21 protein-coding genes and 1 riboswitch are annotated in these 26,034 nt (G+C 64.0%); of the genes, 13 read left to right on the top strand and 8 right to left on the bottom strand.

Annotated elements, in window-relative coordinates:
* The first annotated feature begins 162 nt into the window (after nt 1–162).
* Genes AAZU54_RS03375 through AAZU54_RS03360 form a run of 4 tightly spaced genes read left to right on the top strand, consistent with a single transcriptional unit; the run spans nt 163 to nt 6,036 of the window.
* The gene (locus tag AAZU54_RS03375) at nt 163–300 is read left to right on the top strand and encodes a hypothetical protein (RefSeq protein ID WP_434726529.1); all 138 of its coding nucleotides are present in this window, start codon (nt 163–165) and stop codon (nt 298–300) included.
* Nucleotides 301–326: 26 nt separating this feature from the next.
* A complete protein-coding gene (locus tag AAZU54_RS03370; RefSeq protein WP_434726528.1) occupies nt 327–1,487 on the top strand; it encodes an efflux RND transporter periplasmic adaptor subunit in 1,161 nt (386 codons plus the stop codon).
* A complete protein-coding gene (locus AAZU54_RS03365) occupies nt 1,484–4,657 on the top strand; it encodes an efflux RND transporter permease subunit (protein ID WP_434726527.1) in 3,174 nt (1,057 codons plus the stop codon). The genes AAZU54_RS03370 and AAZU54_RS03365 overlap by 4 nt, the downstream gene beginning before the upstream one ends.
* On the top strand, nt 4,654–6,036 hold the full coding sequence (locus tag AAZU54_RS03360; protein WP_434726526.1) for an efflux transporter outer membrane subunit: 1,383 nt from the start codon (nt 4,654–4,656) through the stop codon (nt 6,034–6,036). The genes AAZU54_RS03365 and AAZU54_RS03360 overlap by 4 nt, the downstream gene beginning before the upstream one ends.
* A gap of 175 nt (nt 6,037–6,211) precedes the next feature.
* On the opposite strand, the gene AAZU54_RS03355 is transcribed toward AAZU54_RS03360, so the two are convergent.
* The 6 genes from AAZU54_RS03355 to AAZU54_RS03330 all read right to left on the bottom strand — a co-directional run bounded on the left by AAZU54_RS03355 (nt 6,212) and on the right by AAZU54_RS03330 (nt 12,282).
* Nucleotides 6,212–7,519, bottom strand: a complete 1,308-nt coding sequence (locus tag AAZU54_RS03355) for an MFS transporter (protein ID WP_434726525.1) — start codon at nt 7,517–7,519, stop codon at nt 6,212–6,214.
* Nucleotides 7,520–7,583: 64 nt separating this feature from the next.
* Nucleotides 7,584–8,564, bottom strand: coding sequence for a transketolase family protein (locus AAZU54_RS03350; protein WP_404689613.1), 981 nt, complete (start codon nt 8,562–8,564; stop codon nt 7,584–7,586).
* Nucleotides 8,565–8,567: 3 nt separating this feature from the next.
* Entirely contained in the window at nt 8,568–9,455 is an 888-nt protein-coding gene (locus tag AAZU54_RS03345; protein WP_404689614.1) for a transketolase, read from the bottom strand.
* 48 nt (nt 9,456–9,503) lie between these two features.
* On the bottom strand, nt 9,504–10,595 hold the full coding sequence (locus tag AAZU54_RS03340; RefSeq protein ID WP_434726524.1) for a glycerol dehydrogenase: 1,092 nt from the start codon (nt 10,593–10,595) through the stop codon (nt 9,504–9,506).
* Nucleotides 10,596–10,738: 143 nt separating this feature from the next.
* Nucleotides 10,739–11,431: an SDR family NAD(P)-dependent oxidoreductase gene (locus tag AAZU54_RS03335; RefSeq protein WP_404689616.1), complete on the bottom strand. Its 693-nt coding sequence runs from the start codon at nt 11,429–11,431 to the stop codon at nt 10,739–10,741.
* Nucleotides 11,432–11,490: 59 nt separating this feature from the next.
* The gene (locus AAZU54_RS03330) at nt 11,491–12,282 is read right to left on the bottom strand and encodes a shikimate dehydrogenase family protein (RefSeq protein ID WP_434726523.1); all 792 of its coding nucleotides are present in this window, start codon (nt 12,280–12,282) and stop codon (nt 11,491–11,493) included.
* 278 nt (nt 12,283–12,560) lie between these two features.
* Here AAZU54_RS03330 and AAZU54_RS03325 point away from each other — a divergent pair, with 278 nt between their 5' ends.
* From AAZU54_RS03325 to AAZU54_RS03290, 8 genes are all read left to right on the top strand, one after another.
* Complete coding sequence (locus AAZU54_RS03325; RefSeq protein WP_434726522.1) at nt 12,561–13,754, top strand: glycerol dehydrogenase; 1,194 nt, start codon at nt 12,561–12,563, stop codon at nt 13,752–13,754.
* On the top strand, nt 13,755–14,927 hold the full coding sequence (locus tag AAZU54_RS03320; protein ID WP_434726521.1) for an iron-containing alcohol dehydrogenase: 1,173 nt from the start codon (nt 13,755–13,757) through the stop codon (nt 14,925–14,927).
* A gap of 136 nt (nt 14,928–15,063) precedes the next feature.
* Entirely contained in the window at nt 15,064–16,338 is a 1,275-nt protein-coding gene (locus tag AAZU54_RS03315) for a carbohydrate porin (RefSeq protein ID WP_434726520.1), read from the top strand.
* Nucleotides 16,339–16,404: 66 nt separating this feature from the next.
* Complete coding sequence (locus tag AAZU54_RS03310; RefSeq protein WP_434726519.1) at nt 16,405–17,913, top strand: aldehyde dehydrogenase; 1,509 nt, start codon at nt 16,405–16,407, stop codon at nt 17,911–17,913.
* Between the two features lie 32 nt (nt 17,914–17,945).
* On the top strand, nt 17,946–19,187 hold the full coding sequence (locus AAZU54_RS03305) for a sugar ABC transporter substrate-binding protein (RefSeq protein WP_404689622.1): 1,242 nt from the start codon (nt 17,946–17,948) through the stop codon (nt 19,185–19,187).
* 55 nt (nt 19,188–19,242) lie between these two features.
* On the top strand, nt 19,243–20,754 hold the full coding sequence (locus AAZU54_RS03300) for a sugar ABC transporter ATP-binding protein (protein ID WP_434726518.1): 1,512 nt from the start codon (nt 19,243–19,245) through the stop codon (nt 20,752–20,754).
* Nucleotides 20,747–21,793, top strand: a complete 1,047-nt coding sequence (locus tag AAZU54_RS03295) for an ABC transporter permease (RefSeq protein WP_404689624.1) — start codon at nt 20,747–20,749, stop codon at nt 21,791–21,793. Before AAZU54_RS03300 ends, AAZU54_RS03295 begins: the two co-directional genes overlap by 8 nt.
* Before the next feature lie 121 nt (nt 21,794–21,914).
* Entirely contained in the window at nt 21,915–22,592 is a 678-nt protein-coding gene (locus AAZU54_RS03290; protein ID WP_404689625.1) for a GntR family transcriptional regulator, read from the top strand.
* Nucleotides 22,593–22,679: 87 nt separating this feature from the next.
* Here AAZU54_RS03290 and AAZU54_RS03285 read toward each other — a convergent pair whose 3' ends face one another.
* Together AAZU54_RS03285 and AAZU54_RS03280 are read right to left on the bottom strand one after the other, a co-directional pair.
* Nucleotides 22,680–23,621 (bottom strand): TIGR03571 family LLM class oxidoreductase, encoded by a 942-nt coding sequence (locus tag AAZU54_RS03285; protein WP_434726517.1) that lies wholly within the window; start codon nt 23,619–23,621, stop codon nt 22,680–22,682.
* Nucleotides 23,618–24,835 (bottom strand): MFS transporter, encoded by a 1,218-nt coding sequence (locus AAZU54_RS03280; RefSeq protein WP_434726516.1) that lies wholly within the window; start codon nt 24,833–24,835, stop codon nt 23,618–23,620. The genes AAZU54_RS03285 and AAZU54_RS03280 overlap by 4 nt, the downstream gene beginning before the upstream one ends.
* 103 nt (nt 24,836–24,938) lie before the next feature.
* Here AAZU54_RS03280 and AAZU54_RS03275 point away from each other — a divergent pair, with 103 nt between their 5' ends.
* A complete protein-coding gene (locus AAZU54_RS03275) occupies nt 24,939–25,856 on the top strand; it encodes a LysR family transcriptional regulator (protein WP_428624261.1) in 918 nt (305 codons plus the stop codon).
* A 56-nt stretch (nt 25,857–25,912) separates the two neighbouring features.
* Nucleotides 25,913–26,027: riboswitch (TPP riboswitch) on the top strand.
* Nucleotides 26,028–26,034 lie beyond the last annotated feature (7 nt).

The raw sequence follows: 26,034 nt of genomic DNA, 5'->3' as shown, positions 1-26,034 counted from the left end.
CACTTTTGCCGCCACGGCACGAGTGGGCGCGCGGTGTCGCTTATGCAGTTGCGCGAGCCATTCGTGCTCGGCGCACAAAATTGATTTCTGCGCGCCGCTATTTTTCTCCGGCAGCCATTTGCCAAGAATCCGCCTCACTTTCCGCTCACCGAGGCATCTTCCATGACCGTCATCAAGCACGCCCTGCTCCTGCTCGCCACCCTGGCCAACCTGTCGTCGGCCCTGGCTGTCCAGGCCGAAGAGTCGTCAGCGTTCGTCGAGCGCACGCAAACGCTCAGCGCCCGCGCCCTGAAAAACTGACGCTGTTCTGCATGGAATCCATCCACATGAAACTCTCCAGTGGCGCAGCCGCAACTTTCGCCTTGACCCTGGCCGCCGTGCTGGTCGGCTGCGGCCCGCAGGCCGAGCACAGCGCACCGGCCCTGCCAAGCGTAGTGATCAGCCAGCCCTTGAAATCCACCGTCAGTGACTGGGACAGCTTCACCGGCCGCTTCGAAGCCACCGATTCGGTCGAGGTGCGCTCGCGGGTCAGTGGCTACCTGGAAAAGGTAGCCTTTACCGATGGCGCGATCGTCAAGAAGGGCGACCTGCTGTTCGTCATCGACTCGCGCAGCTTTCAGGCTGCCGTCACCCAAGCGCAGGGCCAACTGGCCCAGGCCCGTTCGCGGTTGTCGCTGGCCGAGCAGGAGTATGCCCGGGCCAGGCTGCTGATCAATTCCAAGACCATCGCCCAGAGCCTTTACGACCAACGCCTGCAAGCGCGCGACGCGGCCAAGGCCGAACTGCTCAGCGCCGAAGGGGTGTTGGCCAATGCGCGCCTGGAGCTGGAGTTCACGCGCATCACTGCGCCCATGAGCGGGCGCATCAGCCGCAAGCTGATCAGCGAAGGCAACCTGGTCAATGGCGGCAGCAGTGGCGCGACCTTGCTGACCACCATCGTCTCGCTCGACCCGATCGATATCTATTTCGACATCGACGAGCAGAGCTACCTCAAGTACCGCCGCCAGTCCTCCGGCAACCTCACCGGCAGCCAGGTACGTATCGCCTTGCCGGATGAGGCCCAGCCCTCGCTGAGCGGGCGCATGGACTTCATCGACAACCGCCTCGACCCTTCCACCGGCACCCTGCGTCAGCGGGCGCGGGTGAGCAATCCCGAGCTGGCCTTGAGCCCGGGCCAGTTCGGCCGCGTGCAGTTTTCCGCACGCCCTGCCTATGAGGCGTTGCTGGTGCCGGACACTGCAGTCGGCGTGGATGCCACGCGCAAGGTGCTGCACGTGCTCAATGCGCAGAACCGGGTCGAGCTGCGCCCGGTGCAGCTGGGCAAGCTGCATGACGGCTTGCGCGAAGTGGTCAGCGGTTTGCAGGCGCAGGAGCGGGTCATCGTCGATGGCCTGCAGCGGGTACGCGCAGGTGACAGCGCCGTTGGCGAGCCGCGCAGCCTGAGCCGGGTGGCCAGTGCCAACCCAACGGGGGAGGCGCCGCTATGAACCTGGGACGCACGTCGATCGACCAGCCGGTGCTGGCCATCGTCCTTTCGGTGGTGATGCTGATCGTGGGTGGCTTGGCTTACCTGGTGTTGCCGACCTCCGAGTACCCCGACATCGCACCGCCGACGGTGGTGGTCCAGGCGACCTATCCGGGCGCCTCGGCGCAGACCGTGGCCCAGACCCTGGCGATCCCGTTGGAGCAGGAGGTCAACGGTGTCGAGGACATGCTCTACATGTACAGCCAGGCGACCTCCGATGGCAGCCTCAACCTGACCGTGACCTTCAAGAGCGGCACCGATGTCGACAAGGCCCAGGTGCTGGTGCAAAACCGCGTTGCCCTGGCCACGCCACGGCTTCCAGAACCGGTGCAGCGCAGCGGCGTTTCGGTGCGCAAGTCGTCGCCGACCCAGCTGTCGACCATCTTCATCTCTTCCCCCAAGGGCACCCACGATCAGCTGTACGTGTCGAACTTCGCCATTCGTACAGTGGCCGACACGCTCAAGCGTATCGATGGGGTAGGGGACATCAACCCGCTGGGCGCCCGCGAATATTCGATGCGCATCTGGCTGGATCCGGAGCGGGTCGCTGCGTTCAACCTGACCCCAGGTGACATCATTGCGGCGGTACGCGCACAAAACACTCAGGTGGCCGGTGGGGTGATCGCTCAACCTCCGGTAGCGTCCCAGGCGTTCCAGCCGAACTTGATCTTCGAAGGTCGTCTCAAAGAGCCGGCAGACTTTGACAACATCGTGCTCAAGTCGGGTGAGGCGGGACGTCTGGTGCGCCTCAAAGATGTTGCCCGCACTGAAATCGCCGGTCTTGCCTACGTCAACAACACCTACTACCTGCGCCATCCTGCGATTGGCTTGCAAGTGTTGCAGCGCCCCGGCGCCAACGCCCTGGCGACCATGCACGTGGTCGAGCAGACCATGGCGCAGCTGAGCCAGGAGTTCCCTGAAGGCATCGAGTACAGCATCGGTTACAACCCCACCGCGTTCATCGCCGACAGCATTGGCGAGTTGGGCAAGACCATCTATGAGGCGGTGATCCTGGTAGTGCTGGTGGTGCTGTTGTTCCTCCAAGGCTGGCGGCCATCGATCATCCCGATCCTGGCAATCCCGGTATCGCTGGTGGGCACTTTTGCGGTCATGGCCATGTTTGGCTATTCGATCAACAACCTTACCCTGTTCGGCCTGGTACTGGCGGTGGGGATCGTGGTCGACAACGCCATCGTCGTGGTGGAGAACGTCGAGCGGCATCTGGCCGAGGGCAAGGGCCCGCGTGAGGCGACTATCCTGACCATGCAGGAAATCGGCGGCGCGCTGGTGGCGATCACCCTGGTGCTGTGTGCGGTGTTCATCCCCACCGCGTTCATCCCGGGGATCTCCGGTGAGTTCTTCCGCCAGTTCGGGGTGACCATCGCGGTGGCCACGGCGATCTCGCTGTTCAACTCGCTGACCCTGTCGCCGGCATTGGCAGCGATGATCCTGCGTCGCCATGGCGGCCATGCGCCGCTGCGCCGTGGTGTGCTTGGCGTGCCGCAGCGCGCTGCCGAGGCGTTCAACCGTGGCTTTGCCCGGTTGTCTGATGGCTATGCCCGCAGTGTACGCGGCCTGGTGGCGAAGACGCCGTTGATGCTGGCGCTGTACGCGGCACTGATCGCCGCCACCGGCTACCTGCTGGTGAGCACGCCCAAGGGCTTCATCCCGGCGCAGGACCGAGGCTACCTGGTGGTGATCGTGCAACTGCCCGATGGCGCCTCGCTGGAGCGCACCAACGCCATTTCTCAACAGATCGAAGCGATTGCCCTGCAGGTGCCGGGTGTCGACCGGGTGCCGACCTTCTCCGGTTTCTCGATGGTCACCGGGACCAATTCGTCGAATTCGGCGGGCCTGGCGCCGGTGTTCGAGCCTTGGTCCCAGCGCAAGCTGCACGGGCTGACTGCAGACAAGATCGCCGTCGACCTGCGCGAGCGGCTCAAGGCCGTCAGTGGTGCCTCGGTGATTGTCGCCACGCCGCCGCCGGTACAAGGGCTGGGCAGCACCGGCGGGTTCTCCCTGCGTCTGCAAGACCGCGCTGGGCTGGGCAGCGAGGCGCTGGCCAAGGCCACCGTTGAGCTGATCGCTGCGGCCAACGCTACGCCGGGCATGACCGGGGTGTACTCGCCGTTCTCGGCCAGCACGCCGCAGGTGTTCGTCGAACTCGACCGCGAGCGCGCCGAGATGCTGGGGGTGCCGAGCAGCCAGATCAACCAGGCCATCGAGACCTACTTTGGCTCGACCTACATCAATGACTTCAACCTGGTCGGGCGTACCTATCGGGTCACTGCCCAGGCTGACTTGCCGTATCGGGTCAGCCCTGAGGACCTGGCGCGGGTCAAGGTGCGCAACGAGGCTGGGCAGATGGTGCCGTTGGCCAGCGTAACCCAACTGCACGAAGCCCTCGGCGTCGAGCGCTTCCCGCGTTACAACCTGTTCCCGACTGCTGAGATCAACGGCGACACCTTGCCGGGCCTGGGCTCGGACTACGCTATCCAGACCATGCAACGGTTGGCAGGCGAGCATCTGCCGGCGGGTATCAGCTATCAATGGACCGACCTCAGCTACCAGCAGACCACCGCTGGCAACATGGGCCTTTTGGTCTTCCCGCTGTGTGTGGTGTTCGTTTATCTGGTGTTGGCGGCGCAGTACGGCAGCTGGAGCCTGCCCCTGGCCATCCTGTTGATCGTGCCGATGTGTCTGTTGGCGGCGGCCGGTGGCGTGCGCCTGATGGGCCTGGATATCAACATCCTCACCCAGATCGGCTTCATCGTGCTGGTGGGCTTGGCAGCGAAGAACGCCATCCTCATCGTCGAAGTCGCCCGCCAGTTGGAGCAGCAAGGGCAGGCCATCGTTACCGCCGTGGTCGAGGCCTGTCGCTTGCGCTTGCGGCCAATCCTGATGACCTCGCTGGCGTTCATCCTCGGTGTGCTGCCGCTGGTGCTGTCTGAAGGCGCCGGTTCTGAAATGCGTCTGGCGGTGGGCTCGGCGGTGTTCTTCGGGATGATCGGCGTGACCTTGTTCGGCCTGCTGTTCACCCCAGTCTTCTATGTGCTGATTCGCCGCCTGGCCGGTGGCGAGCAGCGGCTTTCGGCGCAGCCTGCGGCTGCTGAACAGGACATCCAGCCATGAATACTCGTTTTCGTTTTCCCCTGCTGGCTTTCACTGCGGCGCTGCTTGGCGCCTGTGCCGCGCCGAGCTTGCCGCCGGACAGCGCCGCGCCGCCCGCGCAGTACATCAATGCCCCGTCCACGGCGCCGCTGACGATCAGCACACAGTGGTGGCGTGGCTACCATGACCCGCTACTCGACCGCTTGGTGCAGCGCGCTATGGACGACAACCTCGATGTGCAGATTGCCTTGGCGCGCATCGATGCGGCGCGCGCCTTGCGTCAGGTCAGCGCCTCGGCTGGTAGCCCGAATCTGGACCTCGGCGCCAGCGCGGCTCGCCAGCGCACCTCGGCCTACCAGACTGGTTTTAGCGACGCGGTGATCGATGAGCCGGTGTCGCTGGGGGTGGGCGCCAGTTGGGAACTCGACCTGTTTGGACGCATCCGCGAAGGTGTGCGGGCTGCCGATGCCGAAATGCTTGCCAGCGAGGAGCAGGCGCGCGCGGTGCGCGTCGCCTTGGTGGGCGATGTGGTCCAGGCCTATGCCCAGGCGCGTGGCTTGGAGCAACGCCTGGCCATCGTTCGACAGAGCGCGCAGAGCCAGGCTGAGACCTCGCAGTTGAGTGAGCAGTTGTATGCAGCCGGCAGCAGCCCGCAAGCTGATGTGCTGCGCGCGCGGGCCCAGGCTGATAGCACTGCGGCGCGGGTGCCGGCGTTGCAACTGGAGTGGCAGCGTGCTGTGCATCGGCTTTCGGTACTGCTGGCCATGCCCAGTGCCGAGTTGTATGGGCAGATGCAGCAAAGCCCGGTCAGCGTGCGCGAAGTGGCCGTGCAAGACGCCGGTACCCCGGCCGATCTGCTGCGCCAGCGACCGGATGTGAAAGCGGCGGAGGCCCGGCTAATTGCCGCCTATGCCCGAGTGGGCGTGGCCAAAGCCGAGCTGATGCCGCGCTTGAGCCTGTCGGCGGCAATAGGGTCTTTGATCAACGGCATGAGTGCTGCCAACCTGGCCAGTTCGACCTTCTGGCTGGCAGGGGTGAATGCCAGTGCGCCGTTGTTCGATGGCGGTCGGCGCAAAGCTCAGGTGGCGTTGCGGGATGCCGAGGCGCGCGAGGCGTTGCTGGCGTATCGGCGCACGGTACTGGTGGCAGTGGCGCAGGTGGAGTCGGCGTTGGCGGCGGCGCAGCGCAATGCTGAGCGTCAGGTGTTGCTCGCACGCTCAGCCGAGCAGGCGGGCTCGGCGCTGGAGCAGATTCGCCGGTCTTGGCAGGCAGGCGAGGCGCCATTGCTCGATGTGCTGGAGGCCCAGCGTAGTCAGCTCAGCGCACAGAGTGCGCTGGCAATGGTGCGCACCGCGCAGTGGCAGAACCAGGCATTGTTGGTAAGTGCGCTGGGTGGGTAAGGCTTCAGGACAGCGGTGAATGCTTCGCGGGCAAGCCCGCTCCTACAGGTGTCGCGTTGACTTCAGGCCAGTGTTGAGTCAGCACTCACTCAACGCAGATACTGCGAACGACTCGGACCCTGTGGGAGTGGGCTTGCCCGCGAAGAGGCCAGTAAGTACAGAGCAAACGGTTGCTTTAAACTTGATCGATCGGCACCCCGTGGTTGTTCTTCCACATCAGCACCACTCCACTGGCAATCACCGCCACCACAATCAGGTAGACATTGAACATCCAGCCGATTTGCTGCGAATACAACCAGGTGGTCAGGTATGAGGCGGTCCCGCCAAACACGGCCACCCCCAAGGAAATGCACACCCCAAACATCCGCGTGCGATAGCGCGTCGGAATCTGCTCGGAGATCGATGCCGGCTTGCAGCCGGTGATGAACGCCACCAGCATCAACCCGGCTGTCTGCGCCACCATCAGTGTCCATGGCTCGCTAGAAATCATCCCCCACAGCGGGAACAGCGTCGCGGCAATGCCCAGCAGCGAGATCAGCGCGCAGACCTTGCGCCCCCAGTGGTCCGACAGCCAGCCACACACCGGCAGGAAGGCCAGGTAGATCACCTGGGCAACGCAACTCATCATGAACGCACTGTGCGGATCCATGCCCTTGACGGTCATGGCGTAGATCGACGCCGAGGTCACCCAGGTGTAGTAGGTCAGGGTCGCTCCGGCTTCATAGAGGAACAAGCGCACGCCATGTTGCACGACCTGGCCGCGGCTCCAAGGCGCCTGCAGCGAATGGTGGCTGGCACTTGGGCTGTGCTCGCTCTCCATCATGTTGCGCCGTAGCCACAGGGCGACCACGGCCAGCACACCTCCTGTGGCGAACGGGATACGCCAGCCCCATTGCTGCATTTCTTCGACGCTGAGCACCGAGGTCAGCAGGGCCATGTAGAAGGTCGCCAGCAACGAGCCGCTGCCGACGGCGAAAAACACCGTGCTCGACCATAGCCCACGGCGTTTCGGCGGGGCAATTTCGGCGATATAGGCGTAGGAGGTGGTGGTCTCGCCGCCATGGGCGAAGCCCTGGATCAGCCGCGCACCCAGCAGCAAGGCCGAGGCCCAGCTGCCAATGGCTTCATAGGAGGGGATAAAGGCGATCAGCAGGCTGGCGCCGGCCATCAGCAGCATGGTGCTGAGCAGCACGGTGCGCCGGCCGAGGCGGTCGGCGAGGATGCCGAAGACGATGCCGCCCAAGGGGCGCAGCAAAAAGCCTGCGGCGAACACGGCAAGGGTGGCCAGTAGCGCGGAGGTGGGGTTGCTCTTGTCGAACAGGGCGGCGGCGATGTACACCGAGGCGACGGTGTAGAGGGTCCAGTCGAACCACTCCAGCAGGTTGCCGACGCCAGTGGCGAGCAAGGATTTGCGGCGCAGGTTGACAGCGCCTGGCGTGGCCTGGGCCACGCTGCCGGGCAGGGTCTCGGTCATATTGTTCATTGTTGGCTCCGAGCGAAAGGGGCGGGCAGCGCCAGGGCTGGCGCTGCCCGTACAGCGGCGGACGTCAGCTCGCCAGGTGCGCGAGCGCCACTTCCTCGATGCCAGCGGCGTCGAGCTTGTAGTGCTGGTAGAGGTGGGTCGGTGGTGCGATCAGGCTGTACTCGTCATAGATCCCATGGCGCTTGAGCTTGATCCCGACACCTTCGTCGGCCAGCACCTCGGCCACGGCCGCGCCCAGGCCGCCGAGCACGTTGTGCTCCTCGACCGTCATCATCCGCTTGCTGCGCGCGGCGGCCTGCAAGATCGCCTCACGGTCGATCGGCTTGATCGACGCCATGTCGATCACACCCACCGAACGGCCCTCGGCATTGAGCTTGCGCGCAGCGGCCAACGCCGGATGCACGGTGATGCCGCAGGCAATGATGGTCAGCTCTTCGCCCTGCACAAGCTCGGTGGCCTTGCCGAATTCGAAGCTGGCGCCGTTCTCGTAGATGATCGGGTCGCGGCCACGACCGATACGGAAGTACACCGGTTTGTCGTAGCTGGCCGAGGCCTTGATCGCTGCGGCCAGTTGCGGCCCGTCGGAGGGCGAAACCACCGCCAGGTCGGCGATCGAGCGCATGGTCGCGATGTCTTCGGTGGCGTGGTGCGAGGTGCCGTAGAAGCCCAGCGAGATCCCGGTGTGGTGGCCGATCAGGCGCACCGGCTGCGCCGAGTAGGCGACGTCCATGCGGATCTGTTCGCAGCACAGCAGGCCGAGGAACGAGGCGAAGGTCGCCACGAACGGCATCACCCCACAGGTGGCCAGGCCGGCGGCGGCGGTGACCATGTTCTGCTCGGAAATGCCGAACTGGATGTAGCGATCCGGGAACGCCGTGGCGAACTTGTTCAGGCCGTTGGAATACTGCAGGTCGGCGGAGCCTGCCATCACCGGATGACCCTCGCGGGTCAACTCGATCAGGGCATCGGATAGGTAGGAAAGCCCTGGGTTCATGGCGTTCAGGCCACGGTATTGCCAGGAGTTGGGGGACAGGGGGGCGCTCATGGTTCAGATCTCCTTGGCTTCGATTTCAGCGATGGCGCGTTTGGCGTCTTCAGGGTCCAGGTAACCCAGGTGCCAGCCCGGCTCGGTTTCCATGTAAGAAACCCCTTTGCCCTTGACGGTCTTGGCGATGATGCAGACCGGTTTGTCGCGGTTTTCGTCGGCCTTTACCTTGCGCAGGGTGGTGGTCACCTCGGTGATGTCGTGGCCGTCGATCACGTGCACCTCCCAGCCGAAGGCGCGCCATTTCTCATCCAGCGGCTCGACGCCGATGACATCGTCCACGCTGCCGTCGAGCTGGAAGCCGTTGCGATCGACAATCGCGATCAGTCGGCTGGCCTTGTGATGGGCTGCGCCCATGGCCGCTTCCCAGACCTGGCCTTCCTGCATTTCGCCGTCGCCGAGCATGACGAATACGTCATATTCATGGCCGGTGAAGCGCTGGGCCAGGCACATGCCCAAGCCGCCGGACAGGGCATGGCCGATGGAGCCGGACGAGAAGTCGATACCGGGTACTTTGCGCATATCAGGGTGATCGCCCAGAGGGCTACCCAGGCGTGTGTAGTCATCCAGCCATTGCTTGGGGAAGATGCCGAGGTCGGCCAGAATCGGAAATTGGCCGACGGCAGCATGGCCCTTGCCCATCAGGAAGCGGTCACGGCCAGCCCAGTTCGGCTCTTCTGGGCGCAAGTTCAGTACGTCGTAGTAAAGGGCGGAGAACAGCTCGGCGGCGGAGAACACCGAGGTGTAGTGGCCAGTCTTGGCGATCTCGATCAGGCGGATGGTTTCCAGACGGACGAATTTCGCCCGGTCGCGCAGGTGGGCGACGGTCTCGGCGCTGGGCACGAAATCGCTGGCTTTCCAGGCCTCGAGGGTTTTACGGGGTGTAGCCATCTCTACCTCCAAATGCAGGCATCGCAGGGTGGGTGTTGCCGGGGAAATTCAGCGGGTCAAAGATTCGAGCGCGCGCATGGCCTCGATCAGTTCATCACGGGTTAGGGGGTGGCCGTTGGCGCGCAGGAAATTGCGCGCGTGGGGCGCTTGCAGGGTCGGCTCGGCAACCTGCAGCAGGGTCGCTTGATCGAGCACATCGACGCCCAAATCGACCAAGTTGCAGGGCAGGCCGATGCGTCGGTAGAAGGCCAGCAGCTCAGCCATGAACGCCGCTTCGCGGTCCTCAAGCACCAGTTGCACCAGCAGGCCGTAGGCAACCTGCCAGCCGTGCACCTGGTCGCGCGCGCCAGGGATCTTCGACAGGCCGCGAGTCATTGCGTGGGCGATCGACAGGCCGCCACTCTCAAAGCCCAGGCCGCTCATCAGCAGCACGGCCTCGATCAGGCGTTCGAACGATTCGTTGACTTCGCCGCTGCCAGCCAGCGCCAGGCCGTCTTCAGCGTGCGCGCGCAGCACCTGGTAGCACTCGCGGGCCAGGGTTACGCCAGCCAGCGAAGGGCGGGCGCCGAACATATTGACGCCGCCAGCCTTAAGGCACTGTTCGGCTTCGAACTTCTTGGTCAGGGCATCGGCGATGCCCGCCAGCAGGAACGGGCGGGGGGCTTGGGCGATCAGGCGGGTATCGACCAGCACATAGCGTGGGCTGCTCAGCAGGTGGCCGACTTCGCTGAGCTGATGATGCTCGTCGTAGACGACGAAGTTCTTCGAGGTCGGCGCATCGTTGGAGGCCACGGTGGGCATGCTGATCAGGGCGGCGCCAGAGGAGTGAGCCAGGGCTTTGCCGGCGTCGATCGACTTGCCGCCACCGACTGCCAGGATCATGTCGAAGGCAAACCGTGCGGCGGACTGGCGCAGGGCGGCGATGCCCTGGGCGGTGATCTCACCATCGAAGGTGATGTAGTGCAGTTGGACGTCGGCGCGGGCGCAGGTGGCGTCCAGACGCTCCTTGACCAGGCCGATGACGAAACTGTCGATGACCACCACGGCGCTGCGGCCGCAATGGGCCAGGTATTGGCCTGCCTCATCAAGTACACCAGGGCCTTGCACGTAGCGCCCGGGCGATCCGAATACCAGATTCATACGGCACCTCTTTGTGACTGCTTGTTGTTGTTATGCGAGACCCGCGAGGATCTCGGTCATGTGTGATGCATCATATATCATGCGTTTTGGCCGTCAAGCGACTTCAGCTGGCAGTGACGGCCGTAGGTCAGTCCGGTGATGAATCAGGCGATCGAATAACCACCGTCGACGGCCAGGGTGGTGCCGGTGATGTAGCGAGCGTTGGCCGAGACCAGGAAGGCGATGGCGTTGGCCACGTCTTCAGGCTGGCCCCAGGCCTGCATTGGAATGCGTGACAGGATGCTGGCTGAGCGGCTCGGGTCTTCGTAGGCGCGGCGTGATAGCTGGGTCACAATCCAGCCTGGTGCCACGGCATTCGAGCGCACTCCGTCGCCCGCCCAGGCCACGGCCTGGCAGCGGGTGAGTTCAGCAATGGCCGCTTTGCTCGAGGCATAGGCCGGAGTCTTGGCTGAGCCGAAGATGCCCCACATCGAGGCGAAATTGACCACCGCACCGCGGGCCAGCTTGAGCGCGGGCAGGGCGGCGTTGCTGATGCGCATGACGGCGGTGAGGTTGACCTCGAGTACGCGGCTGAAACCGTCCAGTTGCCATTCACGGCTGTGGTCGATGACGCCGGCGGCATTGATCAGCGCATCGATACGTTCGAAACGGCTGAAGAAATCGTTGACGGCGGCGTCGCTGGTGACATCCAGCTCCTGATAGTGAATACCTGCAATCGATTGCTCAGGTTCGCCCAGGCCCAGGGTATGCACCTGGTAACCGTCGGCGAGCAGGCGCTGGGCAGTGGCCAGGCCGATGCCTGAGCCGCCACCGGTGATGATTGCGATCTTGGTCATGTAGTGCTCCGTTATAGAGGTTTTTGTGTAGGGGCAAGACAGCGGGTTTCGACCGGGCATTAGTGGCCGAACAGAAAATCAGCCAACAACTCAACCTGCCCGGTGAGCATGTGCACGCCCTTGTGAATCTGGCAGCCACGCACCTGAGCGGCCTCGAGCAACGCGCTGACATCAGGGTTCATCACCACTTCGCCGACCAGCGTGCCCGGATCGAGCGTTTCCACCGGCAGCGGCAACGGGTCATTGGCCTTCAGCCCCAAGGCGGTGGCATTGATCACCACATCGAAGCCACGCCCATCGGCGGCACCGGCTGCCACCTGACGACCAGGCACCAGGCCTTGCAGCTGGATCGCCAGCTCCTGGGCCTTGGCCGCGGAGCGATTGCTGATCACCAACTGCGCCAACGGCTCGGCCAGCAGGGCGTGGGCTATCCCCGTGGCGGCGCCACCGGCGCCAAGCAGCAGCACGCGTTTGCCGGCCAGGCTGTGGCCTTGGTTTTTCAGGCCACGGACAAACCCTTCGCCATCGAACATCCGCCCAGTGAAGCGCCCATCGGCTAAACGGCGGGCGACGTTGCACACCTTGAGCAACTGCGCTGTGCCCTGGAGTTCATCACACAGGTGAGCGACTTCGATCTTGTGCGGCACGGTGACGATCACCCCGGCGAGGTTCTCGATCCCGCGCAGGCCTTGCCAGGCTAAGGCCAGGTTGGCGGGTGAAACCTCCCAAGGCACCAGCACGCCGTCATGGCCCAGGCGTTCAAGCAGCGGGTTGAAGAAGGACGGCGTGCGCAAATGCTTGGCCGGGTAGGTCAGGTGGACCACGACTCGGGTGGTGCCGGTGATTGGCATGGCTGCTTCCTTTTGCGGACAGGTTCAGGGAATACACGTCTATTAATGCATCATATATCTTTTGTTTAGCATAGCGTCTCAAGCAAAAGTGTTTTGCCTTGAAGTCAAAGGATCGCGCTTGGCACGTAAAAAATAAATATGATATATCATGTTTTCACTTGGCCCCCAGCCGGTGAGCGTCCTGATAGCAAGAACAACAAAAGCCTAAGAAAAGGCGAGGATGAACCCATGCAAGCAGTGCGTTGTGCGTTGCCGCTCGAACGTGGCGGGAGGTGCGAATGACCCAGATCTTCGCCGCACCCGGCCGCTACATTCAGGGCTACAAAGAGCTTGAGCGCCTCTACCGGCACATCGCCTGGTTTGGCCAACGCTTTCTGATCATCACCAGCCAGGGCCGTCTGGATAGCCTCAAACAGACCCTGGCCATCAGCTTCGATCAACCCGACCTGAGCCTTCACTACGCCGTCTTCGATGGCGAAGTCACCCGCGCCGAGGTCCAGCGCTTGGTTGCGGTGCAGCACAGCCTGGGCTGCGATGGGGTGATTGGCGTGGGCGGCGGCAAGGTGCTCGACGCCGCCAAGGCAGTGGCACAGCAAGCGCGCCTGCCGCTGTGCATCGTGCCCACCGTGGTCTCCAACGACGCCCCGACCAGCGCCTTGTCGGTGCTGTATCACCCAGATGGCAGTTTCGATGACGTGCTGTTTCATGAGCGCAGCCCGGACGTAGTGGTGGTCGACACCTGGGTGATCGCGCAGGCGCCGGTGCGCTTGTTGGTTGCTGGCATCGGCGACGCCTTGGCTACCTATTACGAAGCGCGTACCTGCGTGCAAGGTGACAACGACAACTTCCTCGGCCTGGCCGGTGGCGGATTGCAGTCGAGCGAGGGCGGCGGCAAACCCACCCTCACCTCGATGGCGATTGCCCAGCTGTGCCACCAGGTACTCCAGGCCGACGCCGTGCAAGCGGTCATGGCCTGTTCCCGGCAGATCGTCACCAAGGCGCTCAATCGGGTGATCGAGGCCAATGCGTTGATGAGCGGCATCGGCTTTGAGAGCAACGGCGTGGCTACTGCCCATGCGGTGTATTGCGGATTCAGCGTGCTGGGTGCGCGCGCCACGGCCTACCACGGGGAGTACGTCGCCTTCGGCACCCTGGTGATGCTGCTTCTGGAAGGCGCACCGGCCAGCGAGTTGGATCAATTGCTGGGGCTGTGCCTGGCGATCGGCCTGCCGGTGTGTTTTGCCGATCTGGGCCTGGCCGACCTCAGCGAAGAGGAGTTGCAGCAAGTGGTCCAAATCGCCGCATCGCCGCAGCAGACCAGCCGGGTAGAGCCGTTCGAAGTCACCGCCTGGGAAATGCGCGCGGCGCTGATCGCCGCCAGCGACCTGGGCGAATTCTACAAAAAAGGCGGATCGATCCTGAGCACATCGGGTGCTCGGGATCTGCCATCGGCCATTAGCAGAGGTGAGTAGATGAAAGCATTTCAGGCAAGCCTGCCGGTCAAACTGGATTTTGAGGTCGGGGCGATCCGCCGCATGGGCGAAAAGGTAGCCCCCTATGGCAACAAGGTACTGCTGATGGTCGACCCGTTCCTGCAAGGCAGCGAGCTGGTCGCCCAGGTGCTGGGCAGTTTTGCCGAGCGCGGCATCAGCGCAGTGGAGTTCTACGACATTGTGCCCAACCCACGGCATACCACCATCGATCGTGCAGTGACGTTGGTGCGTGACAGTGGCTGCCAAGTGGTGGTGGCGATTGGCGGCGGCAGTGCGATCGACTCGGCCAAGGCGGTGGCTTTCGTCGCCGTGCATGGCGGCAGTTGCTGGGACTACACCGAGCGCCTCGGTGAGCCGGTGACCCGTCCGCAGACACGCGGCCTGCCGTTGCTGGTAGTGCCGACGACTTCCGGCACCGGCACCGAGGCAACGCCGTTTGCCGTCATCAACAACCCAGCGCTGGGCCTCAAGTGTGCCATCGTCAATCCGCACATCTATCCGGATGTGGCCTTGATCGATCCGCAGATTCTGGTTTCCAAGCCGCCGCGGCTAACCGCGCTGACCGCGGTCGATACCTTCTGCCATGCCCTTGAGGCCTATATCAGCATCCACGCCACGCCCTGGGTGGAGATGGTCGCGCTGGAGGCGATTCGCCTGTTCGCGGCCAATGCTCTGCGCTGTGTCGAACAGGGTGATGATCTGGAGGCGCGGGCGCGCATGGCCTTTGCCTCGACCTTGGGCGGCATGGCCATCGCTGGCGCTGGGGTTACCGTGTCGCACGCGCTCGGCCAGCCACTGGGGGCGATGACCGATGCCCCGCATGGCGGCACGGTAGCAGCCAGCACCGCGCAGGTGATCCGCTGGACCTTGCCGGTGGCCGCCGACAAGTTCGCCCGCGTGGCCGAAATTCTTGACCCCAGCACCCATACCCTGGCCGAGGGCCAGCGTGCCGCTCGGTTGCCGGAGATTGTCAGCGCTCACTTCGCTCGCCTGGGCGTGCGCGACACTTTCGGCAGCTATGGCCTCAAGCCCGAGCAGGTCGATGAGTTTGCCCAAGTGGTTTGGACCAGTTTCAACCAGGACCTGGCGTGCCACCCGAAACCGATTCGTGATCAGCGGGAGGTGGCCGAGATCGTCAGGCAGTGCCTCTAGATCGGATCGGCTGAACATTTCGCGTCGCGGCTAACGCCGCGACGCGTGCACCACTGCATTCAATACCACGCACCACCTTTGCACACTCGAACCGCTGAACAACAACCACAACAACCAGTTTCGGGAATTCAACGCAATGGCAAGATCCACCTTGATCGGGGTCGGGCTACTGGGCGCGTGCGCCTTGCCCCTGGCCCAGGCCGACAGCTATTCACCGGCCAACTTTCTCTTCGGCGACTGGCAAGGCCAGCGTACCCGCCTGCATGAGCAGGGCGTGGACCTGCAGTTCACCTATGTCAACGAGCTGGCCTACAACACCCAGGGCGGCGAGCAGCACAAGGGCACTTACAGCGATCAGCTGATGGCCGATGCGCGCTTCGACCTACAGCGCCTGCTGGGCTGGCAGGGCGCGGCGTTTCGCCTGACCCTGAGCAACCGCAATGGCGAGAGCCTGACCCAAGAGGCCAACACCGGTACGTTGTTGGCCGCCCAGGAAATCTACGGCTACGGCAGCGTCACCCGCTTGGTGCAGATGTATTACCAGCAGGCGCTGCTCGATGAACGCCTGCTGCTCAAAGTCGGGCGGCTGCCGATGAGCGGCGATGTGTTCCCGTTTTCCTGCAAGTTTCAGAACCTCACCTTTTGCGGCGCCGTTCCGGGCTACATCACCCCCAACTGGTTCACCTGGCCGGTCAGCCAATGGGGCGCCACCCTGGCTGCGCAGTTGGCCGATGACTGGTGGCTCAATACCGCGATTTATCAGGTCAACCCACGTTTTACCGAGAACAGCCAAGGGTTGAATTTCGCCAGCCCGTCAGGCACCAGCGGCTACCTGGCTGTAGGTGAGCTGGCCTGGAAGCCGAGCTTCAATGGCTTGCCGGGCAGCTATCGGCTCGGGCTGTGGCGCAACACGGGCGACTACGCCGATATCTACCGCGATGTCGACGGCCAGCCCATCGGCCTGACTGGCGCGCAAGCCAAGCAGCACGATCAGGCCAACGGCTATTACGCCATGGCCGAACAGCGCGTCTACCAGAGTACGCGCAACCCCGCGCGCGGCCTGACCCTGTTCGCCAACTTCATCCAGTCTGACCGGGATGTTTCCAGCATCGAACGGGTTTGGCATGTGGGCGCCTTCATCAGTGGGCCATTGGCCCAGCGCCCGCAGGACGAGATTGGCGTTGCCTTGGGCCGCCTGGAGGTCAACCCGCGTTCGGCCCGGCGTGTGCAGCAAGCCAGTGGGCAACCGCAGCGCGCCGATGTCGAGTACCCACTTGAGCTGTATTACGGCCTGAGCCTGAGCCCGGCGCTGACCCTCAGACCTAATGTGCAGTACGTACGCAACCCCGGCGGCTTCGAGCATGACCGCAGCGTGGTGGTCTGGGGCCTGAAAACCGAAGTGAGCTTCTAGGGCGATGCTGCCACACGGCGCCGTGTCGCTTTTTTAATGATGCATCATGTATGAATGGAGTGAATCATGAGCCTTGCCAATTTCGTTGACCTCACCAGCGTCCAGCAACGTGCCAGCCAGCTCACGCTGCTGGGCCAAGCATTTATCGACGGCCGCTTTGTCGATGCCCAGAGTGGCGAAACCTTCGCCAACATTTCGCCCCGCGATGGCCGGGTGCTCAACCAAGTCGCCTCGTGCCAGGCCGCAGACGTCGACCTTGCCGTCAAGGCCGCGCGGCGTGCTTTCGACAGCGGCGTCTGGGCGCAGCGCACCCCCAGGGAACGCAAGAAAGTCCTGCTGCGCTTTGCTGCACTGTTCGAGCAGCACATGGATGAGCTGGCGCTGCTGGAAACCCTCGACATGGGCAAACCGATCAGCGAAAGCGCAGGTTTCGACGTTCACGCTGTGCTCGATTGCCTGCAGTGGTACGCCGAAAGCTGCGACAAGCTCTACGACGAAGTCGCCCCCTCGGGCCCTGCAGCATTGGGCCTGGTGACCCGCGAAGCGATTGGCGTGGTGGCGGCGGTAACGCCGTGGAACTTCCCCATGCTGATGGCCATGTGGAAGGTCGCGCCGGCTCTGGCCATGGGCAACTCAGTGATCCTCAAGCCTGCCGAGCAGTCGCCGTTGACGGCCCTGCGCATCGCCCAGCTGGCCGCAGAGGCAGGCATTCCGGCGGGGGTGTTCAACGTCTTGCCCGGCTTTGGTCCCACCGCCGGCAAGGCCCTCGGTCTGCACATGGATGTCGACACCCTGGTATTCACCGGCTCCGGCGAAGTCGGCAAGTTGTTTCTGCAGTACTCCGGCCAGTCGAACATGAAGCGCGTCTGGCTCGAGTGTGGCGGCAAGACGCCGAACATCATCCTCAATGACTGCCGCGACCTGGAAAAAGCCGCGACCACCGCAGCGCGATCGATGTTCTTCAATCAGGGCGAAGTTTGCGTGGCGCCGTCGCGGCTGATCGTCGAGGCGGGTATCCGCGCCGAGTTCGTTGCCGAGGTGCTCAAGGTGGCCCGGGCAATCAATGTTGGCGACCCGCTGGACCCAACCACCGAGCTGGGCGCGATGGTCGATGCCAGTCAATTGCAGCGGGTACTGGGCTACATCGACAAGGGCGTGCAGGAGGGCGCCCAGCTGATCCTTGGCGGCGAGCGGGTCAAGCATGGCCTGGGCGCCGAGGGCTACTACATCCCGCCAACCATTTTCGACAACGTCAGCAATGACATGACCATCGCCCGCGAAGAGATCTTCGGCCCGGTGCTGTCGGTGATCACTGCCCGCGATCATCTCGAGGCCTTGCGCATCGCCAACGACACCCCCTATGGCCTGGCCGCCAGCCTGTGGACCGCCGATCTGTCCCGCGCCCACCAGATGGCCCGTGGCCTGCGTGCCGGCAGCGTGTGGGTCAATTGCTTCGACGGTGGCGACATCAGCATGCCGTTCGGTGGTTTCAAGCAATCGGGCAACGGCCGCGACCGCTCGCTGCACGCCCTGGACAAGTACTCCGAGCTCAAGTCCACCTGGATCGAGCTGTGAGCCTTCGCCCGGCAACTTTGGAGAACAATAAGATGAACAAAACCGTTGCCCGTACTTTTGCCACCCTGGCCATGACTGCGCTGCTGGCCGGCCCAGCCGCCGCCGAGGCGCGCCACCCGCTGTACCAACTGATCCCCAATACCGCGCTGTCGGGCCTGGTCGATCCGCAAATGGCTGATCGTAGCCAGGTCGACAAGGCCCTGCCGCTGAAACAGAAGGGCGAGCGCCTGCGTATCGGTTGGACCGAGATCACCCTCGGCAACCCGTGGTTCGTGTCGATGATCGACGACGCCCGTAGCCTGGCCGAACGCTATGGCTATGACATGCAGGTGCAGGTCGCCGACAGCGATGTCGCGCGCCAGAGCGCCCAGGTCGATAACTTCATCACCCTTGGCGTCGATGTGATCGTCATCGACCCCACCGACATCCTCGGCTCGGTGGCCGATGTCGAGCGGGCAGTGGCGGCAGGGATCCCGGTAATTACCGTCGGTACCGCGCCGGACGCCCGAGCGCCGGTGATCACCACCAGTACCGGTAACCCCTACGGCAGCGGTGTCGAGGCGGGGCGCTACGTGGTCGAGCACAGCGATCCGGCCAGCGAGATCAACGCGGCCATGGTCATCGGGGTGATGGGCAACTCCACTTCCGAGAGCCGTCTCAACGGCATGATCTCCGGGATCGTTCAGGCCCGCGCCGAACAGCGCAAGCTCGGCTTGTCCAGGGAGGATGCCCTGCTCAAGGGGTTCGAGCTGTTCCAGCAAGTCAAGGCCAAGGGCAGTTTTAGCTGGCCTGAAGGGGGCTTCAATGTGCTTGCCTGGGGGCGTGGCGATTGGACCGAGGAGGGCGGCCTGGCTGCCAGCGAAGACATCCTCAGTGCCCACGGCGAACGCCTCAACCTGATCCTGGCGGAGAACGACTTCATCGCCATCGGTGCGATCAACGCCGTCGACAACGCCGGCAAGGCGGGACAGGTGCGAGTCGCTGCCGCAGCTGGCAGCTTCAAGGTCGCGCTGGAGCTGATCAAGCAGGGCAAGCTGCTGGTCACCGCCAGCAACAGTGGTTCGCAAACTGGCGTGGCGGCTATCGAGCTGATCCATCAGATCCTCGATGGCCGGCTTGCCGCCAACAACTTGCCGTTGGCCTCGTACTTTCCGGTCGAGCTGATCACCCCGGCCAATGTCGAGCAGTTCATCCAGCTCGAACAGGCCCCGGCCAGTGTCGAGCGGTTGCCGGCGTTCCGTTCCATCGACCAGCTCAAGGCAGCCATGCGCTGACTCCCGCGGATGCGGCGCCTGCCCAGGCAGCGCGCCGCTTGCAGAGGCATGACCTATGAATGCAGCAAACACTACCGCGGTGCAACTGCGCGACATCCACAAGGCTTTCGGTGGCATCAGCGCGCTGAGTGGCGCCAGTTTCAGCGCCCAGGCCGGTGAGATTCACGCACTGATGGGCGAGAACGGCGCGGGTAAATCGACCTTGATGAAAATCCTCGCTGGCGCTTACCTGCGCGATGCCGGCGAGGTGCTGTTGCACCAGCAACCGGCGAGCATCGCCAAGCCGGCCGACGCCCTGCGCCTGGGGGTATCGGTGATCTACCAGGAGTTCGCCTTGGCGCCACACCTGTCAGTGGCCGAGAACATCTGCATCGATGACCTCGGCGCGCGCAAGGGCCTGGTGCAGTGGGCCACGCTGCGGGCCAAGGCGCGGCGCATTCTCGACGAGTTGGGTTTTGCCAATATCGACGAGCGCCGCGCAGTCGGCGCGTTGCCGGTAGCCCACCAGCAGGCGGTGGAAATCGCCAAGGCGCTGTCACGCAACGCGTCGGTGCTGGTGTTCGACGAGCCGACGGCGGTGCTCACCTCGCATGAGACCGAGCAGCTGTTTCGCATCCTCGATGAGCTGCGGCGCAAGGGCGTATGCATCATCTACGTCTCGCACCGCATGGACGAAATCTTCCGGATCTGTGACCGCGCCACGGTGCTCAAGGATGGCCGCACGGTGGGCACCTTGCCGCTGTCGGCCATCGATGAACGCGGCCTGGTGCAGATGATGATCGGTCGTGAGCTGAGCGATCTGTTTCCGCCGCGCAAGGCCAGTTTGGGTGAGGTGCGCTTGCAGGTCGAGGGCTTGTGCGCCGGGCCGCTGGTGCGCGATATCAGCTTCCAGGCGCGTGCCGGCGAAGTGTTGGGATTCAGCGGCTTGGTCGGCTCGGGCCGCACCGAAACCATGCGCGCATTGTTCGGCGCCGAGCGCAGCAGTGCCGGCAGCATCCGCCTGGATGGCCAGCTGCTGCGCAATCGCAACCCGCGTGAAGCCATCGGCCACGGCATTGGCTTGCTCCCCGAAGACCGCAAACAGCAAGGCGTGCTGCTGGAGATGTCGATCCGGATCAACGCCGCCTTGCGGCCTAATTCGCCCTACACCGGCCGCTGCGGCTGGATCGACGGCCGGCGCGAGCGCGCCGGGGTCGAGGCGCTGCGCAAGCAACTGCGGCTCAAGACCGGCTCGATCGAGCAGGCAGTGGGCGACCTGTCAGGCGGTAACCAGCAGAAGGTCGCGCTGATGAAGTGGGTCGATGCCGGCTGTCGGGTGTTGATTCTCGATGAGCCGACCCGTGGCGTCGATGTCGGCGCCAAGACCGAGATCTACCGGGTCATCAATGAACTGGCCGAAGCCGGGGTATTGATCATCCTGGTGTCTTCGGAAATGACTGAGCTGATCGGCATGTGCGACCGGGTGCTGGTGATGCGCGATGGCGCCATCGCTGGCGAGCTCGGCGGCAGTGCGATCGAAGAACACGCAATGATCTGTCTGGCGATGGGAGTCGAACACCGTGGATAACAACTTGAGCAAACTGGCCGCCGGCAACCTGCCGGGCGAGCCTGCCCAGCCGCAGGCCTGGGGGCGCTCGCTGCAGCGTCTGTTTTTGCAGCACAACGCCTTGGTCATGCTGCTGGTGCTGGTGGTGGTTGCCAGCAGCCTGTCGGCGGACTTCTTCACCTGGCAGAACCTGGGCAACCTGCTACGCCAATCGACGCCGTTGATGCTGGTGAGCATCGGCATGCTGATCGTCATCCTCACCGCCGGCATCGACTTGTCGGTGGCGTCGGTGGCGGCGGTCGGCGGTATCGTCGTGGCGATGAGCCTGAACCTGGTGCCGCTGGAGGGTGGCGCCGGGCTGTTTTTGGCGGTCGCCATCGCCGTGGCGGCTGGGGTGTTGATGGGCCTGGTGACGGGTAGCTTCGTCGCCTACTTTCGCATGGCGCCGTTCATTGCCACCCTGGCGATGATGACGGTGGCCCGGGGCCTGGCGTTCATACTCTCCAATGGCCAGCCGCAACGCCTCGCCGACAGCCAGAGCGCCGCTGGGCTGTTGCGCGACTTCGGTCGCCAGGCGGACGGCCTGTTCGGCGTGCCCTGGCCGGTATGGTTGGCGGTGCTGGTGATCGCAGTGTTCGCGCTTATCCTGCGTTACAACGCCTTTGGCCGGCTGATCATCGCCAGCGGCAGCAACGAAACCGCAGTGCGCCTGGCAGGGATCCCGGTGGAGCGCTACAAGCTTGCTGCCTATGCCATCTGCGGCGGGTTGAGTGCATTGGCCGGGGTGGTCATCGCCTCGCGCTCCGGGGTCGCCACGCCCAGTGCCGGCATGGCCCTCGAACTGGATGCCATTGCTGCCTGCGTGATTGGCGGGGCGCTGTTGTCCGGCGGCAAGGGCAGTTTGTTCTATACCGTGGTTGGAGTGCTGGTGCTGGGGCTGATCGGTAACATCATGAACCTGCTCAGTGTCCCGGCTTACCCACAGCAGATCATCAAAGGCGCGATCATCGTGGTGGCGGTGTTGCTGCAAGGTGTGGGCAGGCGCGACGCGCGCATCTGATACCAGAGGGCGTGCTGGCGGCGTATGAATGATGATGTATCATGCGTTTTCGCCATCTCGCCCAGCGGCGCCATCACTGGAAGCTGGCGCCGGGCCATTCACCAGACAAGAGAGAACCAGCGTGACAGTTCACAAGCCCCTGGATAAAGGCAACCTGAGCGAGCGGGTCTACAGCATCATCCGCACGGCATTGATGGACGGCCAGTACCAACCGGGTGACCGCCTGCGCATCAGTGCCTTGGCCGAGGAGTTCGGGGTGTCGATCACCCCGGTGCGCGAGGCGATTTTCCGCCTGGTCAGCGATCATGCCCTGGACATGAAGGCGGCCACCTCGATCTATGTGCCAGAGCTGACCGTTAGCCAATTGCGCGAGATCCAATTGATTCGCCACCTGCTCGAAGGCGAGGCGGCGGGGATGGCCGCCGAGCGTATTTCTGCCGCTGAGCTGGAGCATCTGGAGCAGGTGCAGGCGGCGTTTCAGGCGGCGGTCAGCGTCGATTACAAGAAGGCCTCGCTGCTTAACCGCGAGTTTCATTTTGGGCTGATTGCCGCAGCGCGCATGCCGGTGATCTTCAAGACCTTGGAGAACATGTGGGTGATGATGGGGCCGCTGCTCAGCACCTTCCACGCCGAAGTGCCCAAGGCGGAGTTGGCCAGCGCCAAGCACAAGCATTTCGAAGTGTTGGAGGCCTTGCGCAAGCGTGATTCAGCCAAGGCCAAGGCGGCTTTGCAAGCAGATATCGCCTGGGGCGAATTGATGTTGGAGTGGCTGGAGCGCAAGTCGCTGAGCCCGGCCTGAGCAGTACCGCCCTATCGCCTGGCACACGGGACCAAACCGCCGCTCCCAGGCGAACCCTGTGGGAGCGGGTTTGCCCGCGAGTGGGCTTCACTGGCCCTTGCTGGCGGACTCATGAAAATGCGGCAAGACAAACGCCGCCAGCTCCTCCAGTGTCTGATCCAGCGGCCGCCGATTGCGCCGCAGGTGCAGGCCAATATGCGCCACCCCCGCCTCCCGCATCGCCTCAAGCTCGGCAATCAGCCCATTGCGCCCAACCATCGCGCCGAAGCGGTGCCGCTGCAGCGGCGTGTGCGGGTTGTCGTCCAGATCCAGGTGCAGGAACGACACGTATGGCTTGGCCCCGGCCACTTCGCGCCACAACGCCGCACGCCGCACGTGCTCCTGCGGCGTGCCGGGGTAGGCCAACCAGCCATCCAGATGCTCGCCCACCCACGCCGGGCTCTGCTGGGCCAGCCCGGCCACCAGCAACGGCAGCGGTTGGGCAGGGCGCGGCAAGACTTCGATCTGTTCGGGCAACCCCGCCCCACGCCAGTCGCGTAGCAGCGCGATGTGCTCACGAAAGCGTTCGCCGCGGCTGTCGAAGTCGCGGCCAAACAGTGGGTATTCCACTGGCCGGTCGCCACTGGCCACGCCCAGCAACACGCGCGAGCCGCTGAGCAGGTCGACGCTGGCTGCGGCCTTGAGAGTCAGCAGCGGCTCACGGATCGGCAATACCACTGCCGCTGTGCCAAGCAGGATATTGCGGGTAACCCCAGCGAGAAACCCGAGGTAGGTAAACACCTCGAACACCTGCGCCGCATCGCCGAATTGCGGGTCGTACAGTGGCACGTCGCGTACCCACAGGGCGCGAAAACCTAGCCGGTCGGCGAGGGTCGCCAGCTGTGCATGCTGGGCCAGGTCCGGCACCCCGAACAGGCCGCCGACCTGCTGCCGGGCCTGATCGCGCGGAGTGCTCCAGTCATTGTCCAGCGGCAATTCCAGGCCGATGCTCAGGCCGCCAGCGCTGAGTTTTGCCAGGGCGCCGCTCACGCTTGCGCTCCTGCCTGTGCACCGGCGCCAACCGCTGGGCGCTTGCCGCGCCAGACCAGCCACGCCAGCGGCACGTGCACTAGTACCGCGGCGATCACGCCTGCCCAGGGGGTGAGGGCCAGTTGGCCGTGGGTCACCAGGTAGCTGCCGGCGGTCTCACCCAGGGTGATGCCCAAGTTGAACGCCGAGATGTTCAGCCCAGAGGCGAAATCCACCGCTTTAGGGGTGTAGCGCCCAGCGGTGTCGAGCATGCCGGCCTGAAAGCCCGGCGTCATGCCAAAAGCCAGAACGCCCCAGACGAACAGCAGTACCACCATGGCCACTGGCGACGACAACGAAAAGCCCAGCAACACCAGCACTGCCGCCAGCAAGACGAACAGCACGCGCAGCGCCCGTTGCCAGCCCAGGCGGTCGGCCAGCCGGCCGCCGGCGAGGTTGCCGATCAGCGTGGCGATGCCGAACACCACCAGCAGGCTGCTGGCCGTGGCCGAGGAGAAACCGGTGATGTCGGTGAGGATCGGCGTGATGAAGGTGAATGCGGCAAAGCTTGCGCCAAAGCCCAGAATGGTCACCAGCATCATCGACCAGATCGCCGGTTGGCCGAGCGCAGCCAACTGGGTGCGGATGCTCCCGGCTTCCCCGGTTTTCAGCGCCGGCAGCCAGAACAGGGTGGCGAGCAAGGCCAGTGCGCTGAGCGCGGCCACCGCGTAGAACGGCAGGCGCCAGCCCATGGCATTGCCCAGGAAGCTGCCCAGCGGCACCCCGATGACCATGGCCAGGGTCAGCCCGGCGAACATGATGGCGATGGCTTTGCTGGCCTGGCCCTTGGGTGCCAGGCTCGCCGCGACCGTGGCGCCAATGGCGAAGAAGCTGCCATGGGCGACGGCGGTGATCAGTCGCCCGATCAGCAGCGTCGAGTAGTCACTGGACAACGCTGAGAGCAGGTTGCCAGCCAGGAAGATTGCCACCAGGCCAGCCAACACCGGCTTGCGTGGCAAGCGCCCCAGCAGCAAGACGATGAACGGGGTGAACACCGCCAGCGCCAATGCGTACAGGCCGACCAGGCCGCCAGCGGTGGCCAGGGTCACGCCCAGGTCGTTGGAAATTGCCGGGAGAATGCCGACCACGATGAACTCGGCCACGCCAATGGCGAAGGCGGTCAGGGCCAGCACATACACCCCGGGGTGAATGCGTGTGGAGGAGGGGGTAGTCATGAAAAATGCTCGCAAGGTGAAAGATGCAGCACACGATACGAGGCTCACGGTTTGTGATGTAGACTCGTGCAATTCCAACCAGCTGTGAATTCAAATCATGCAAATCCGAGCCAAGGACATCAATCGCTCTGGCGAGATGGAAGTGTTTGCCGAAGTGGTCGCCTGCGGTACTTTCTCGGAAGCGGCGCGGCGCCTGGACATGACCCCATCGGCGGTGAGCAAGCTGATCGCTCGCCTTGAGCAGCGCCTGGGCGCACGTCTGCTGCTGCGCTCGACCCGGCGCCTGGAACTGACCGCCGAGGGTGAGCGCTTCCATGTCGAGAGCCTGCGTATTCTTGAGCAGATCGACAACGCCGAGCGCGATGTGGCCAATGCCGCCTGCCCCAGCGGGATCATCCATATCAACAGCAACCTGCCGTTTGGCCTGCATTGCCTGGTGCCGCTGGTGCCGGCGTTTCTGGAAGCTTATCCGCAGATCACCTTGAACATCGAGCTGACCGACACGGTGGTCGATCTGCTCGAACGGCGGGCCGATGTGGCGATCCGTTCGGGGCCGCTGAAGGCCTCACGGCTGGTGCAACGGCACTTGGGCCGTAGCCGTTTGTTGACCGTGGCCGCCCCGGACTACTTGGCGCGCCGGGGCACCCCGCGTACGCCACAGGAGCTGCTTGAGCACAATCGATTGGGCTTTGGCTTTCATCGGCACTCGCAGGCCTGGGTGTATCAGGGCGCCGATGGCCAGCGGGTCGAGGTTGAGCCGCAAGGGAATCTGCTGCTGCAAGACGGGGAGAGCATGCGCCAGCTGACCCTCGGCGGCGCAGGGATTGCCCGCCTGGCCAATTTCCATGTGGGGGCGGATATCGCGGCAGGGCGGCTGGTGCCGTTGCTGGAAGAATTCGACAGTGGCGAGGAAGATATCCTGCATGCGGTGTTCATTGGGCCTGGTCGGCAGTTGCCGCAGCGGGTGAGGGTGTTTATCGACTTTCTGGTCGAGCGCTTGGATGTGCGCTATTTCAGTTGAGTGTCTGCGCTAGCCATCCCGGCTGATGACAAGCCACCCCCCCTCCTGTATACCTATTCGCCACCAAGGGGAGCCCGGCAACGGGCTGAGAAACCGCTGAGATCACCAGCGCGGTGACCCTTCGAACCTGATCCGGATCATGCCGGCGAAGGGATGGGACTGCCGACCTGCCTTTTTG

The sequence above is a fragment of the Pseudomonas sp. Je.1.5.c genome, from assembly GCF_051129895.1.
GTDB classification, from domain to species: Bacteria; Pseudomonadota; Gammaproteobacteria; order Pseudomonadales; family Pseudomonadaceae; genus Aquipseudomonas; species Aquipseudomonas urmiensis.
The sequence above is the reverse complement of the archived record's forward strand: the minus strand, read 5'-3'. Positions and strand labels throughout refer to the sequence as shown.

Bases quoted from the DNA above. Each gene is read 5' to 3' on its own strand.
- AAZU54_RS03320 (WP_434726521.1), top strand. From the start codon at position 13,755: ATGAAAGCATTTCAGGCAAGCCTGCCGGTCAAACTGGATTTTGAGGTC.
- AAZU54_RS03355 (WP_434726525.1), bottom strand. From the start codon at position 7,519: ATGAACAATATGACCGAGACCCTGCCCGGCAGCGTGGCCCAGGCCACG.
- AAZU54_RS03365 (WP_434726527.1), top strand. From the start codon at position 1,484: ATGAACCTGGGACGCACGTCGATCGACCAGCCGGTGCTGGCCATCGTC.
- AAZU54_RS03340 (WP_434726524.1), bottom strand. From the start codon at position 10,595: ATGAATCTGGTATTCGGATCGCCCGGGCGCTACGTGCAAGGCCCTGGT.
- AAZU54_RS03315 (WP_434726520.1), top strand. From the start codon at position 15,064: ATGGCAAGATCCACCTTGATCGGGGTCGGGCTACTGGGCGCGTGCGCC.
- AAZU54_RS03370 (WP_434726528.1), top strand. From the start codon at position 327: ATGAAACTCTCCAGTGGCGCAGCCGCAACTTTCGCCTTGACCCTGGCC.
- AAZU54_RS03335 (WP_404689616.1), bottom strand. From the start codon at position 11,431: ATGACCAAGATCGCAATCATCACCGGTGGCGGCTCAGGCATCGGCCTG.
- AAZU54_RS03280 (WP_434726516.1), bottom strand. From the start codon at position 24,835: ATGACTACCCCCTCCTCCACACGCATTCACCCCGGGGTGTATGTGCTG.
- AAZU54_RS03310 (WP_434726519.1), top strand. From the start codon at position 16,405: ATGAGCCTTGCCAATTTCGTTGACCTCACCAGCGTCCAGCAACGTGCC.
- AAZU54_RS03325 (WP_434726522.1), top strand. From the start codon at position 12,561: ATGACCCAGATCTTCGCCGCACCCGGCCGCTACATTCAGGGCTACAAA.
- AAZU54_RS03345 (WP_404689614.1), bottom strand. From the start codon at position 9,455: ATGGCTACACCCCGTAAAACCCTCGAGGCCTGGAAAGCCAGCGATTTC.
- AAZU54_RS03300 (WP_434726518.1), top strand. From the start codon at position 19,243: ATGAATGCAGCAAACACTACCGCGGTGCAACTGCGCGACATCCACAAG.
- AAZU54_RS03350 (WP_404689613.1), bottom strand. From the start codon at position 8,564: ATGAGCGCCCCCCTGTCCCCCAACTCCTGGCAATACCGTGGCCTGAAC.
- AAZU54_RS03330 (WP_434726523.1), bottom strand. From the start codon at position 12,282: ATGCCAATCACCGGCACCACCCGAGTCGTGGTCCACCTGACCTACCCG.
- AAZU54_RS03305 (WP_404689622.1), top strand. From the start codon at position 17,946: ATGAACAAAACCGTTGCCCGTACTTTTGCCACCCTGGCCATGACTGCG.
- AAZU54_RS03360 (WP_434726526.1), top strand. From the start codon at position 4,654: ATGAATACTCGTTTTCGTTTTCCCCTGCTGGCTTTCACTGCGGCGCTG.
- AAZU54_RS03375 (WP_434726529.1), top strand. From the start codon at position 163: ATGACCGTCATCAAGCACGCCCTGCTCCTGCTCGCCACCCTGGCCAAC.